The sequence below is a fragment of the Streptomyces sp. A1136 genome (genome assembly GCF_004795055.1).
In the GTDB taxonomy this organism is placed as follows: Bacteria; Actinomycetota; Actinomycetes; order Streptomycetales; family Streptomycetaceae; genus Streptomyces.
The window spans coordinates 38,674-51,398 of record NZ_SSBJ01000033.1 but is presented as its reverse complement, the minus strand read 5'-3'; the positions used below and the strand labels follow the sequence as shown (position 1 = coordinate 51,398).

The 12,725-nt window shown below is 68.1% G+C and carries 14 protein-coding genes and 2 pseudogenes; 12 read left to right on the top strand and 4 right to left on the bottom strand.

The window, feature by feature from the left end:
• Positions 1-68 precede the first annotated feature (68 nt).
• On the bottom strand, positions 69-563 hold the full coding sequence (locus E6R62_RS27990; RefSeq protein WP_136216258.1) for a BMP family ABC transporter substrate-binding protein: 495 nt from the start codon (positions 561-563) through the stop codon (positions 69-71).
• A 418-nt stretch (positions 564-981) separates the two neighbouring features.
• On the opposite strand from E6R62_RS27990, the gene E6R62_RS27985 reads away from it, so the two are divergent.
• Positions 982-1,269 carry a hypothetical protein gene (locus tag E6R62_RS27985; RefSeq protein WP_136216257.1) on the top strand — a complete coding sequence of 96 codons (288 nt, stop codon included), beginning with the start codon at positions 982-984 and terminating at the stop codon, positions 1,267-1,269.
• A gap of 147 nt (positions 1,270-1,416) precedes the next feature.
• Here E6R62_RS27985 and E6R62_RS27980 read toward each other — a convergent pair whose 3' ends face one another.
• Both E6R62_RS27980 and E6R62_RS27975 read right to left on the bottom strand, forming a co-directional pair.
• On the bottom strand, positions 1,417-1,680 hold the full coding sequence (locus E6R62_RS27980; RefSeq protein ID WP_306432478.1) for a hypothetical protein: 264 nt from the start codon (positions 1,678-1,680) through the stop codon (positions 1,417-1,419).
• Positions 1,670-2,266: pseudogene (locus E6R62_RS27975) on the bottom strand (RNA polymerase sigma factor). Before E6R62_RS27975 ends, E6R62_RS27980 begins: the two are co-directional and overlap by 11 nt.
• On the opposite strand from E6R62_RS27975, the gene E6R62_RS42075 reads away from it, so the two are divergent.
• From E6R62_RS42075 to E6R62_RS39825, 3 genes and pseudogenes are all read left to right on the top strand, one after another.
• On the top strand, positions 2,162-2,665 hold the full coding sequence (locus tag E6R62_RS42075) for a replication-relaxation family protein (protein WP_306432477.1): 504 nt from the start codon (positions 2,162-2,164) through the stop codon (positions 2,663-2,665). The pseudogene E6R62_RS27975 and the gene E6R62_RS42075 overlap by 105 nt on opposite strands.
• Before the next feature lie 151 nt (positions 2,666-2,816).
• A pseudogene (locus E6R62_RS27970) lies at positions 2,817-3,586 on the top strand (transposase); the annotation flags it as partial.
• A 58-nt stretch (positions 3,587-3,644) separates the two neighbouring features.
• A complete protein-coding gene (locus E6R62_RS39825) occupies positions 3,645-3,797 on the top strand; it encodes a hypothetical protein (protein ID WP_168714205.1) in 153 nt (50 codons plus the stop codon).
• A 770-nt stretch (positions 3,798-4,567) separates the two neighbouring features.
• On the opposite strand, the gene E6R62_RS27965 is transcribed toward E6R62_RS39825, so the two are convergent.
• A complete protein-coding gene (locus E6R62_RS27965; RefSeq protein ID WP_136216256.1) occupies positions 4,568-5,365 on the bottom strand; it encodes a hypothetical protein in 798 nt (265 codons plus the stop codon).
• 659 nt (positions 5,366-6,024) lie between these two features.
• On the opposite strand from E6R62_RS27965, the gene E6R62_RS27960 reads away from it, so the two are divergent.
• The 8 genes from E6R62_RS27960 (at position 6,025) to E6R62_RS27925 (ending at position 12,719) form a co-directional block, all read left to right on the top strand.
• Positions 6,025-6,630, top strand: coding sequence for a hypothetical protein (locus E6R62_RS27960; RefSeq protein WP_136216255.1), 606 nt, complete (start codon positions 6,025-6,027; stop codon positions 6,628-6,630).
• A gap of 26 nt (positions 6,631-6,656) precedes the next feature.
• The gene (locus E6R62_RS27955) at positions 6,657-7,484 is read left to right on the top strand and encodes an ATP/GTP-binding protein (protein WP_240801951.1); all 828 of its coding nucleotides are present in this window, start codon (positions 6,657-6,659) and stop codon (positions 7,482-7,484) included.
• 68 nt (positions 7,485-7,552) lie between these two features.
• Positions 7,553-8,272, top strand: a complete 720-nt coding sequence (locus E6R62_RS27950; protein WP_306432476.1) for an SAF domain-containing protein — start codon at positions 7,553-7,555, stop codon at positions 8,270-8,272.
• Positions 8,272-9,093, top strand: coding sequence for a hypothetical protein (locus E6R62_RS27945; RefSeq protein WP_136216254.1), 822 nt, complete (start codon positions 8,272-8,274; stop codon positions 9,091-9,093). Before E6R62_RS27950 ends, E6R62_RS27945 begins: the two co-directional genes overlap by 1 nt.
• A gap of 214 nt (positions 9,094-9,307) precedes the next feature.
• A complete protein-coding gene (locus E6R62_RS27940) occupies positions 9,308-10,666 on the top strand; it encodes a CpaF family protein (protein WP_168714206.1) in 1,359 nt (452 codons plus the stop codon).
• Entirely contained in the window at positions 10,663-11,607 is a 945-nt protein-coding gene (locus E6R62_RS27935; protein ID WP_136216252.1) for a type II secretion system F family protein, read from the top strand. The genes E6R62_RS27940 and E6R62_RS27935 overlap by 4 nt, the downstream gene beginning before the upstream one ends.
• Positions 11,604-12,494 carry a type II secretion system F family protein gene (locus E6R62_RS27930; RefSeq protein ID WP_136216251.1) on the top strand — a complete coding sequence of 297 codons (891 nt, stop codon included), beginning with the start codon at positions 11,604-11,606 and terminating at the stop codon, positions 12,492-12,494. Before E6R62_RS27935 ends, E6R62_RS27930 begins: the two co-directional genes overlap by 4 nt.
• 24 nt (positions 12,495-12,518) lie before the next feature.
• Positions 12,519-12,719 (top strand): hypothetical protein, encoded by a 201-nt coding sequence (locus tag E6R62_RS27925; protein ID WP_136216250.1) that lies wholly within the window; start codon positions 12,519-12,521, stop codon positions 12,717-12,719.
• Positions 12,720-12,725: the final 6 nt, after the last annotated feature.

Here is a 12,725-nt window from a genome sequence, read left to right as displayed (position 1 = left end):
AGATAAGATTTACGTAAGAGCGTGAAGATCTTGTGGAAACGATGGCGAAGGTGCCGCCGATTCGTTATCTACGTGATCTTTCCCTGGGCAACAGCGGCCTTGACCAGGCGCGATACCTCAGCCCCGGCGTCAGGAGAGTCCGCGACGACCGTGACGTTGCCGGCCGGTCTTCCACCGCCCACCACCACAAAGCGCACTTTGTGCGCTTGAGTGGCGACTTGGGTCACTGCGGCCGTCTGGGCGTCACCTACTGCCACCACCACATCGCAGTGCCGCTGCACCAGCGTGTTCACGTACGGCACTGCGTTGCCCACAGTTGCCGGCCCGAACACCGGGAGGGAACTGACCTTCGCGTGCGTCTGCAGGGAGGCGTCTTCCATGCCCGCCCAGATCGGTGCAGCCTGCGAACCGGTCACCCCATGCTCATCCGACAGCAGGCATGCGCTGAAGGCGGTGTACTGGCGCGCCCTGGACGGCGGCGAAGTGTCGTCGCTCCCACTCAGCCACAGAAAAAAGGCACCCACCCCGGCGAACGCAACCCCCGCCCCCGCGAACAACAGCATCCGACGACGTCTCATGACAGCCCCTTCCCGAGTGGCACGGCACAACACCCACCACAGTCCGCGCGAGCATAGACGCCGCAGGGTTCAGTCACGACACCCGGAAGGCACCACCCCTCGGCGCGCCCATCAGCAGAAGCACCACGCACTACCCGAAGGTCGCCAACGCCCTGCTGCCCATCCGGTTGATCGCGACGGCGAGCCGCCACGGCAACGGTGACGAGTCTGACGCCGTCGCATCCTCTTGAGGCACCTCTGCGTCGCCATGCCTTGCGGATCGGGCGTCCCCGCGCGATAACGTATGCCAGTTCGACGCGACAGTGTCCAACGTCAACCACCCGCGGAAAGGCTGTCCGTGTCGTTCCCCCCTAGTGACTCAGCTACACCCCTGCGCGCCGCAGTCATCAAGTGGACTCCCCGTGTGCTCCTCTCCCTGGTACCGGTACTGAGTCTCGGTCTCCTATGCGCCGTGCCCTCCCTGGTCATAGCCGTCCGTCAACGATCGTGGGCCGGATGGGCCGGCTTCGGCTGCTTCACCGCAGTGACCATCGCCTGGGTCATCAACACGGAATTCCACAAGTTCGACTCATCAGCATGGGCCTCGGTCGCCAACGTGCTCCTACTCCTCCTCGCAACCGTCGGCCCCATGCTGCATTGCCTGCTCACCCGGACCGCCACGAAGCAATCCCACCAACCGGAAGCCAACTGACTCTCGCCGCCACGACACATGGCGTTGCGCTCAAGTCCACACGCACGACGTGACGTGGAACTACGAAGTCACACCGGAGCGCTGGGCGCGCTGTAGTTCGCAACTTCCATTGGTGCAGGAACGGCGCAGCCGCCCGGCCGATACGGTCTACACGAGCCCGATCGCCCAGCACATCGGGCAACCGCGCCAAGCAACCAGGCCGACCGGGGCGAGTAGCAAGCTCGCGGGGCCGGCCAAGGGCAGCAGAGCCAGCGATCCGATGAGCACACCGAACCCGACCACGCCGCGGGCCAGGTGGCGCGGGACGGTAGCGCCGGCGAAGGCGCCGCCTTCCCACGCGCACCCGCCGGCGGTGACGGGCCGGAACCCGGGCGGGGCCGTGCTCGCCGCCATGGTCTGGTCAGGTGCCATCGTCACCTCCCCTCGCGTGTGCCGGTTCCTCACCCAGTGCCTCGCGTACCAACGAACGGGCTCGGTACAGGCGGGACTTCATCGCCGCGGTGCTTACCCCAGCCGGTCGGCGACGGCATGGCCGGGCAGGCCCTGGATGTCCCGCACCAGCACCCGCCGCTGGTCGGGGGGTAGGACGGCGACTGCGGCCCCGACGCGCTCGGCTTCAAGGCGTAGCAGTACGTCGTCCTCAGCGGGCCGTACGCTGCCTCCGGACGCCTCGTGCCCGTCCGGCTCGTCGTACCGGCCGTATCCGCCGCGGCCCCAGGTGGTCGATCCCCGGGGCAGCAGTGCGCGGGTGCGGCGCAGGCATTCGTTGCGGACGATGCGGAACATCCATGACGCCAGCGCCCCGGAGGCACGCAGCATGCCGATCTTGCGGTAGAGGACGATCAGCGCTTCCTGGGCGGCGTCCTCGGAGCCCTGGGGTGTGGCGCACAGCGTGCGCGAACCGGCGCACGTGCGGGTGCGAGCCGTACACCAGGGCGGTGAGCGCCTCCACGTCACCGGAGGCGAAGACCGGCTCATCGCCGACGCCGTACTCCACTACACCGCCACCCGACCCCGGCGTCTGCAATACCGAGCCTTCGTCGAAATCGACCGAGCCACCATGAGCAGCGAACGCCTCGCCCGAAAACTCATCACCTACGCACGCTTCCACGACTACACCCCCCAACCGATCGGCAGGCGCGGAACCGTCGCCGACCAAGCAGCCATGCTCGCCTGGCAACGCACCTACCCCCGCTTCCCACGCATCCTGTTCATCCTCACCGGAGCCCCCCATTACCTTCTTGGTGGCCCCGCAATGGGGCGCCCGGCCTCCGGAGTTGGCATGACTTTCTCCCCCTGTCGAACGTATGGCCTGGGGGGTGGTGTCACCGGCTTCGGAGGCATCGACAGACCGCTGATTAGGGGCATGACCGCCGGCCTTTCCGCAGGTCGGTAGGCTCTTCGTAATGTGGATGTGGCGATCGGTGCCGTGGGACGGCCGGGCAGGAGGACGACCGGAGGACACGCGTGATCGACGTCAGTGAGATCGGTGCTTTCCTCGGCCTGGACGTCGGGAAGGGCGAACACCACGCCACCGCCGTCACCCCGGCTGGGAAGAAGGGGCCGGCGAAGCGACCCGCATCAGCAATCGCCTGCGGGGCCTGCTCACGCAGATCCACCCGTCGCTGGAGCGGGTCTTGGGCCCGAGAGTGCAGCACCCTGCCGTGCTCAAGCTCCTCGATCAGTTCGGTTCTCCGGCCCAGATCCGCAAGGCAGGACGCCGTCGACTGATCACGCTGATACGTCCGAAGGCACCGCGGATGGCCGAGCGACTCGTCGAGGACATCTTTACCGCGCTGGACGAGCAGACCGTCGTCGTTCCCGGCACGGACGCGGCCGCACTGATCGTTCCCAGTCTCGCCGGATCGCTCAAGGCCGTGCTTGACCAGCGGAAACTCCTCGCCGCGAGGATCGAGGAACTGCTGGAGTCCCACCCTCTTTCCAAGGTCCTGACGTCCATGCCGGGAATCGGCGTCAGGACCGGCTTATCGACGTCGGCGACGGATCCAGCTTCCCGTCCGCCGCCCACCTCGCCGCCTACGCCGGCCTCGCCCCGGCGACCCGCAGCTCAGGCTCTTCGATCCGCGGCGAACAACCATCCCGACGCGGAAACAAGCAGCTCAAACGCGCCTTCTTCCTCTCCGCGTTCGCCGCCCTGGCCGATCCGGCCTCCCGCACCTACTCCGACAAGAAGATCAGACAAGGAAAGCACCACACCCAAGCCCTCCTTTGCCTCGCCAGACGACGAGCCGACGTGCTCTTCGCCATGCTTCGCGACGGCACGTTCTACGAACCCCAGCCCGCCCCGACGGGTTGACGAAACCCATAGGGGCCCCCGCCCCACCCTCACCCACCGGATCACAGACCTGCGGCACATGACCGCCACCCACGACTTGGTCCGTCAGCTCGCCGCACACGTCCCCCTCGGCGCCGCCACCCTCGAAGACATCGAAACCCAAGGCCCCCACGCCAAAGTGTGGACACCGCTCGCCGGCGACGCCGAATCCCGCGGCTGGACCGAACTGTGAAAGTTCCCCAGCCGTACGGGTCGATGAGTGCGGCCGAACGCACCAACTATCGCGCCCAGGCCGAGCACAAGACCTGATACGCCAGTTCACCCACCGGGAGTTCCTGTGGAGACTGGCATCGTCCACGAATACTCCAGCCTCACGTTGCTCTGGGAAACACCGCACCCGAGCCCTGCGACGGACGCCAACCGACGGCTCCAGGCCGGGCCGCCCAAGCACGACGGCCACCACCGCAGGCGACACCGAGCCGGTATGAGTGACCAGTCGACCGAGTCCCGTTCTGAGAGCCCGAGCCAGCCCACCGGCCCCCACCGAGGCCGGTGGGTGGCTTCTCGAACGCGGGCTCTCCTCCTGGCTTGAAACTCGCGGATAAGCCGAGAGCCCGTTCGACGGCCTCCCGTACATAACCGCCCTGTTATGCAGTCGTCGATGCCGGAGCCCCTATGTCCTGGCCAAGGCCGGGTAGCTCGGCGAACAGACCCTCGGCCGCCCACAGGGATCTGACAGGTCCCGCCGCCGGTGGCGACCGAGCGCACGGCACGCTTGAAATTGCGGGCCCGGCACTGCACCGCGGGGTCGTGGATGTGACACAGCCCCGAGGTCGGGCGCCGTTGATACACGGGACGCACTTTTTGGTTACCTTCGGGACGCCGGGGAACGGGTCCACGTCCACGGCGGGATTCAGCTGAACCGGTGAAGCCCTGGGCTGCTGTCTCACGCCGTGTCGAATGCCGGTTGGTCGAGTCCCAAGACCTGGAGCAGATGGCCTTCTATCGCTTGCGCCTTCTCATCCGTCTGGGCATCACTTGCGGTTGCTCTGGTTGCGGCATCTCGACTTCTGGGACGCCGTTCATCTTTGCGCTCGCTTGGAGAACTTGGTCGATGATGCGGCGGCGCATCTCGCTCTCCGGGTCGTCCTTCAGGTCTTGGGCCAGGCGTTCGGCGGTGAGGTAATACCCGGTCAGCACCGGCTGCTCGAAGTAGCGGTTGAGCTGACTCAAGGTCTGTCCGTACATGTGAAGGTACGTCCGGTTCAGAAAGGCCGAGAGTCCGGCGGCGACGCCAGCGATTGATCCGACGAAGATTTTGACCTGGGCGTTCTGGAAATACAACCCTGCGGCCGCGCATCCGATGATGATCAGCAGACCGATGGCCATGGCGCGCTGGGAGGAGCGGAAGGATCTGTCAGCCTGGTCGGTAGCGATCCGGTGGTATTCATCAATCTGGGTCTGATTCAGTTCCAGGAGGGTGGCCAGCGGCGTGACGATCTTGAGCTGGGTGAGCCTTTGGGCGTCTTCTATCTGTTGCCGTTCGGCAGCGTCCTGCGTGGCTTGGAGCTCGGCACGCTCCCGCTTGATCCGGGTCCAAAGGTAGTAGCAGAGGCCGGTTGCAATCATCACGAGGGCGACCGCGAAAATGGCCCAAGCCCACCAGGGCGTGGGCGCCGTCTCGGCAGTCTTCTCGTTTCCGAAGAAGAAAACCCAGATGATGCCCACAGCCAGTGCGCCGATGGCCGGGGCGCCTTTCCCCTCTGACCGGGCCCTGTAGTGCCCTCGTGTCGTGCTCAAGTGCCATCCCCCTGGAGTGCCGCCGCGAATCGAACGACCAAGTCTTACAGGGCCGTCCTACCGTGTGCACGCGACTGGTGAAAGTGGAGCTTGAGAGATGGGGGGTGGGGCCAAGATCCCAAGATGCGGATGGCGGAGCTGATCCGTCCAGCCGGTAGAACCAGACGATGACGATCGCCTGGTGCGGTGAGGAGACCTCGAACCAGCCGACCGACGGTCCTGACACGGCCAAAAAATCCGTGACAGCTCTCATCGAAGAGGTCTCCGAAGGACGCCTCGGACGGGGTGGCCTGCGCTCGTCACGCGCTGACGGCGCCCAGCCTGAAGGAGGGTCTGGTGAGTGGTGGGTGACCAGCCGGAACGTGATCGTTACCCCGAGCGGCGGACGGTGGTGAGTGAACCGGTGAGTACTGGAACCGACGATTACTGCAGTAAAGAGCAAGTCCAGAGAGGCATTCCACGCATGTTCTTTCGTTAAATGAGGACGTAGTCACTCCGCTCACCGAGACCCAACAACCCCGTAGGAGCTTTGTCGTTGTCATCGTAGGGTGCGCTATACAACGGAGCATGACGAGGCAAACACGTTGCAGCAGCGATGAAGCGGCTTGGGTGGGCCGCTCTGCCCGCCCGCCCACGAGGTGACCACCGAGGAGATCTCCGTGACAACGGCACGACAGCACCAGACCCACACCGCGCGCCGCCGGCTGCTCGCGGCCACCGCCGTCACCGCCGTCACCGCGACCGTCGCGGTCCTCACGGCCGGCTGCACGTCGGATGCCAAGGAAGACAAGGCATCGACCCCGAGGCCGGGTTTGAGCACCTCGCCAAGCGCCTCCACCGACCCCCAGGCCGCCGAAAAATCGAAAGCTCTCGCTGCCTACAGCGGGTTTTGGACGGAGTCCGTCAAGGCGTATGAAACGGGCACTGAGAAAGACACGAAATTGGTCAACTTTGCAGCGAAGACCGCCCTGAACGATGCGCTTACCGATCTCGCCAACATGCGCAAGGCTGGCACGGTAACCAAGGGCAGTCCTGGACACCGCCCCGAGGTGACGGCGGTGAACATGGCTGGCGAGCATCCCGGCATCACGATCACTGACTGTCTCGACCTCTCGACCTGGCAGACCGTCGATCGTGCAACCGGCAAGGTTCAGCCCTACCCCCCTGAACAGCCGCTGCGTTACGTCGCCGTCGCCGAGACCGAACTGTGGGCGGGACAGTGGATGGTGGTCAAGATGACTCCGGACGGGGACAGAAGATGCTGAGGCGCTCAGCAGCCGTGGGGATCCCTATGGTCGTCGTGGCGTCGATCGCTCTGACCGAGCCAGCCCTGGCTGATGGCGGTATCTGCGCCGGAAAGAACAAGTACGTCACGGTTTGCGCGGAAAAGCCTGGTCGTGACGGCAACCCGGGCACCGGCGGGCCAAAGGGCGGGAGCGGCGGTGACGGACCTCCACCACGGTGGGCGTGCACTCGAACTCTTCTGGATCCTCAGCCCCCCACCGGGAGCGCGGCGTGGGAGGGGCACCAGCCCGGCGACGGCGCGGTCTACCGCAAGCAATGCGCCTGGACCGAATCGGTGGACGGATACAACGTAATCACCACGGAGTGGTCGGCGGACCCTGCGGCAACCACGGTCGATCCAGCCGTCCTGGCTCAACAGGCCGTGGACAGCATGCTCCTGGCGGGCCCGGCGATCGCCAGTCCGAGGTCCGATGGCACCTACACGGTCGGGGTGCCGTTGTGGATGTGGGTGAGTCAGAGCCCGACGACGTGGGGGCCGAACACCGCGTCCGCGTCGGCGGGCGGTATCACGGTGACGGCCACCGCCACGGTCTCGTCGGTTGCCTGGAATATGGGTGACGGGACGACCGTGACCTGCTCGGGTCCGGGGACCCCGTACACGGCGGCGCGTGGGATGACGCCCTCGCCGGATTGTGGTCATCGCTACAGCGCGACGTCGGCCGGCCAGTCCGGCGCCCGGTATCAGGGCACGGCGACCGCCACGTGGACGGTGAACTGGGCGGTGACCGGCGGCGGACAGAGCGGCCGGCTGACCGAGGTCCGCCAGACACCGTTCACGGTATCGGTCGGAGAGCTCCAGGTCGTCGGTCAATAGCGGCCCCGTTCGCAGCCCACACCATCCTCCCGCCACCCCTTCTTCCGCTCTTTCTGGAGGCACAGCACGTGAGCACCACCACCCCGCCCGCGCCGGGCCGCCTCGCCATTCCCGGCCCCGGCGGCCCGGGCGATAAACCGGCGGCTGCGCCCCGGGTCGTGCGCCAGCGGCGCCGCCGTCCCGGGCTGATCGCCCTGTCCGTCGCGCTGATCGCGGCCGGCGGCCTGTCGGGGGCACTGTTGTTCACTGCCTCGGGGCAGCGCTCGGCTGTGCTGGTGGTGGCCCGGGATGTGCCCGTTGGGGCGGCGATCACGGAGGCCGATCTGGCTCCGGCGTCGCTGGCATTGGATCCGGCGGTCAAAGCGGTGCCAGTGGCGAAGAAGGCGGGCATGGTCGGGCAGCGGGCCGCAGTCGCGCTGAAGGCGGGGTCGCTGCTGTCGCCGGGACAGGTCACGTCCGTGTCACTGGTCAAGGCAGGTGAGCAGCTGGTGGGTGTGGCGCTCAAGCCGTCGCAGCTTCCGGCGAGCCGGCTGGCTCCGGGGCAGAAGGTGCTGATCGTCTCGACGCCGGACCCGGCGCAGGCGGGAGCGAGCGCGGGGAAGCCGGGTGAGCCGGCTGGCGCGCCGAAGACTTCGGCCGCGACCGTGGTCGCGGTGGGTATGGCCGCCCCCGCGACGGGGGTTGTGGTGGTGGATGTGGCGGTGCCCGCGGCGAATGGGCCGACGCTGGCCGCCCAGGTGGCGACCGGCGCCGTCGCGCTGATCCTCGCGCCGCAGGAGGGAAGCTGATGGCCGTCATCGCGCTGGCGGGCGGACTCGGTGCACCGGGGGTGACCACGACCGCGATGGCGCTGCTGATGACCTGGCCCCTGCCGGAGGGGCATCGGGTGGTGCTGGCCGAGGCCGACACGGACGGCGGGGCGATCCTGCCGGGCGCCTTGCAGGGCACCCTCGACAACTCTCGCGGACTGCGGAATCTGGCAGTCGCGGCCCGTCAAGGCCAGTTGGGTGAGGCGTTTTGGCGTCAGCTGGTCGACGTCACCGACGCGGGAACGCGTGACCGGCTGGTGCTGCCCGGGCTGTACGACCCCGCGCACGCCTCCGCGATGGAGCCGGTATGGCGGCCGCTGTCGGTCCTGTTCGCGGGGATCGAGGAGCACGCCCACGACGTGCTGGTGGACTTGGGCCGGCGAGGTGCGTTCGGAGCGTCCGCGGTGCTGGCCCAGCGGGCCGATGCGGTACTCCTCGTCGCCCGCAACACACTCCGGGGATTGCAGAGCGCCCAGGTGCGCCTGGCCGCGCTGCGGGAACAGCTCGATGGCAGCGCCGAGCTGGGCATGCTGCTGGTGGACGAGGGCCCGTTCTCCAAGGAGGAGGTCCGCAAGCATCTCGGGATCACGGTCACGGCCGTCTTGCCATGGCGGCCCAAAGAAGCGGCCGTGTTGTCGGATGGGGCGGAACAGCCCCGCCGATTCGAGTCCTCAGAGCTGATGCGATCGGCCCGGTCCGCCGCGGTGCGCGTCCAGGAACTGGTGGCGATCCGCCGCTCCCGTCTCGCCCCGCCCCCGTCCGATGGCGGGCAGGCTCGGGTGGTGAGCGGTGCGCGCTAACCCCCTGCACAGCGACCCTCAGGTCACCGGTTCATTGGAAGCCCGTCTCGCTGCCCCACGCGGCCTCACCCCGTACCGCGTGCCCCAGGCCACCGACGGCCCTTCGGTGCCCGGCGCGTCGGGTGGGGTGGGGCCGGTCGACCCCCGCGCCTCGGTTCCGGGCCTGCCAGTAGCCGCCCCCGTGGCGCCCCCGCCCGTGCCCGTCGTGGACTACATGGCGGTGCGCCTGATCAAGAAGGAGGTCGGGGAGCGGCTGACCGACCTGTTGCGGGCCCGGCCGGGGCTTAGCGCGGCAGCTCAGGAGCAGCAGGGTCGTCATCTGATCAATGAGCAGGTGGCGGTGTGGTCGGACGCCGAGGCCGTCAAGCGTGGTGTGGCCACGAGCGCGGCGGAGGACGCCGCGATCGCCCAGGCCGTGTTCGACCTGCAGTTCCGGGCCGGCCGTCTCCAGCAGCACCTGGACAACGTCCTGGTGGAGAACATCTTCATCAACGGGTACGCCGACGTGTGGCTCGACTTCACCGACGGGCGCCGGGTCAAAGTGGCGCCGGTCGCCGATTCGGATGAGGAACTACGCGAACTGCTGCGGGATCTGGCGCGGCGCACCACGGGCCAGGCGGAGCGGAGTCTGTCGACGGCGGACCCGTTCCTTGCGCTGCGGCTGGCCGACGGCTCGCGCTTGCAGGCGGTCATCGACGTCACCCCGGGCACGTATGTCACGATTCGCCGGCACAGCATGCGTCACGCGGACCTGCCCGAGCTGGTGCAGCGGGGCATGCTCGACACCACCTTGGAGGCGTTCCTGCGGGCGTGTGTGCGGGCGGAGAAGAACGTCATGGTGGTCGGCGGGCAGGCGGCGGGCAAGACCACGCTGCTGCGCGCGCTGCTGCGGGAGATCGACCCGGACGAGCGGTTCGCCACCCTGGAAACCGAGTTCGAGCTGTTCGCCCACGAGAACGGCTATCACCGCCAGGTCGTGCCGATGGAGGCCCGCGAGTCCAATGGCGAGATGGTCGCAGGCCAGGCCGCTGGCGAGATCTCTCTCATGGACCTCATGTATCGGGCGCTGCGTATGACGCTGACGCGGATCGTGGTCGGTGAGGTCCGCGGCCCGGAGATCGTGGCGATGCTCCAGGCGATGACGAACGGGGCGGGCGGCAATCTGTGCACCCTGCACGCCATCCATCCCTCCGTCGTGTTCGACCGGATCGCGGAGTTGTACCTGCTGGCGCAGGCCAACATGTCGGAGGCTCTCGCCTACCGGCAGGCGGCGAACGGTCTCGACTTCATCGTGTTCGTCAGGCAGATCGACGAGACGAAGATCGGCGGGCACCGGCACCGGTTCGTCTCCCACGTCCTGGAAGTCACCGGGATCGGCGAGGGCGGGCGCCCGGAAACCAACCAGATTTTCGGGCCCCGTCCGGAGTGGGACGAGCACCGTGCGGTGCCTCTCATGCTGCCGCGCTGCGTCAACGACCTACGCCGAGTCGGTTTCGACGCCTCGCTGCTCTCGCAGCCGAGCGGCGCGTGGGATGCGGCGCTGCCGCTGCTCGTTACGGAGGGCGCACTGTGACCATCTTGCTGATGTGGGTTCTGGCCGGCCTTGCCCTCACGGCCGGTCTGGTGGGGCTGGTCGCCGGAATCATCGGCACCCGCCTGCCGAAGGGGCCCGGCCTAGCAGCCCGTCTCAGGGCCGGGCGGGAACTCGCCAGCCGGGACCAGAAGATGGCTCGCCGCACCCGGTCGGTCGGTGGGGCGCTGGCCGGGATGCTGCTGTGGCTGGTGTCCGGGGTGTTCGTCGCCGGCGCGATGGTGTTCCTGGTGGTGATCGGGGTGCCGTGGCTGCTGTCGCCGACGAAGTCGGCCACCACACGGATCGGGAAACTGGAGGCGCTGGGCGACTGGACCCAGCGTCTGGCCAACGTGCTCAGGCTCGGGCGCGGGCTGGACGAGGCGTTGCAGATTTCCCGCAAGGGGTGCCCTGAGGACATCGCGGGCGAGGTCGCCGACCTGGTCGACCGGCTCCAGGTCGGATGGCGGCCCACCGACGCGCTGCGGCTGTTCGGGGACGCGCTCGATGACGTGACGGCCGACAAGGTGGTGGCCGCGCTCGTGCTGTCGGCGGCTGACCGTGGCCCCGGTCTCGCCCAGGTGCTGGATGATCTCGCCGAGTCGGTGCACGAGGAAGTCGCGCACCGGCGGGCGATCGAGGCCGACCGGGCGAAACCGCGCACGACGATGCGGTGGATGACCATCATCACCCTGGGTGTGATCGGTGCCGGTTTCCTCGTCCCCTCCTACACCGCCCCCTACGGCAGCACGCTCGGGCAGTTGGTCTTGGCCGTTCTGTTGGCCGGTTTCGTCGGGGTTCTCGCTCTGATGCGACAGATCGCCGACAGCAAGCCGGTCCCCCGCTTCCTCGTCGCGGACCCGCGCAGCGCCATCACGCCGACCCCGCCCGCGGACGTGACAGAGACCGGGGCCGGGGTCGAGATCGTGGAGGTGACGGCATGACACCGGTAGCCGCGATCTTGTCCGGGGCCGCCATCGGAGGCGGCGCCGCCCTGCTGATCCGCGAGGTCCTACGGCCCGCACCCGCCCTCGGGCCGGCGCTGCGCCGCCTGAACCAGCCCGCAGCCCCACCCGCCGCCGCTTCCGGCGATCCGGGCGCCGACCGGGACGAGCGGTGGGGGCAATGGCTGGTCGAACGCCTCGCGGACGTGCCGGGCGTGCGAATCCCCTACAAGGACCTCGCCCTCACCGGCACCACCCCGGGCCGGTTCCTGCTGACGAAGGTCGCGTTGGCGGGCGCGGGGCTGCTACTGCCGCCCCTGTCCACGATCCCCCTTCTGCTGCTCGGCGTGCCGCTCTACCTCCCGGCGATCGTCGGGATCCTGGCCGCCTTGGTCCTGTGGTTCGCCCCCGATCTCGCGCTCAGGGACAAGGCGAAGCGGGCGCGTGCGGAGTTCGCGCACGCCATGGCCGCCTACCTCGACCTCGTCGCGCTGCGCCGGGCCGGGAACGTCTCCGCCGAACAGGCCATGGAACAGGCCGCCCAAGTCGGCCAAGGCTGGGCCTTCCAACGGATCCAGGGCGCACTGGCCCAGTCCCGCGTGGACAAGATCGCCCACTGGGAGTCCCTGGCACTCCTCACCGCCGAACTGGACCTGCCCGTCCTGGACGACCTCGCCGCGATCATGCGGCAGTCCGCCGACGACGGCGCCTCCGTCTACGCCACACTCCGCTCCCGCGCACGGAACCTGCGCACCGAACTCCTCTCCGCGCAGGCCGCCGACGCCAACGCCAACTCGGAGAAGATGACCGCCCCCGGCGCGCTCATGGCCGTGCTCGTCATGCTCCTCATCGCGTTCCCCGGCGTCCTCCGCATGATCAACACCTAACCCACGCAGCAAGGGAGAACCCTGATGAACAAGCTCGCACTGCGCCTGTCGCTCGCCGCGAAGTCCCACTGGGAGGCCATCAAGGAGCACAGCTCCCAGGACCGAGGAGACATCTCGATCACCACCATCATCATCTGGGTGGCCGCCGTCGCCGGCGCCCTCGCCATCGCCGGGACCATCGGAATCGTCATCACCAAGTACAACGGCAAGCTCTCCGGCATCTGAACCCCG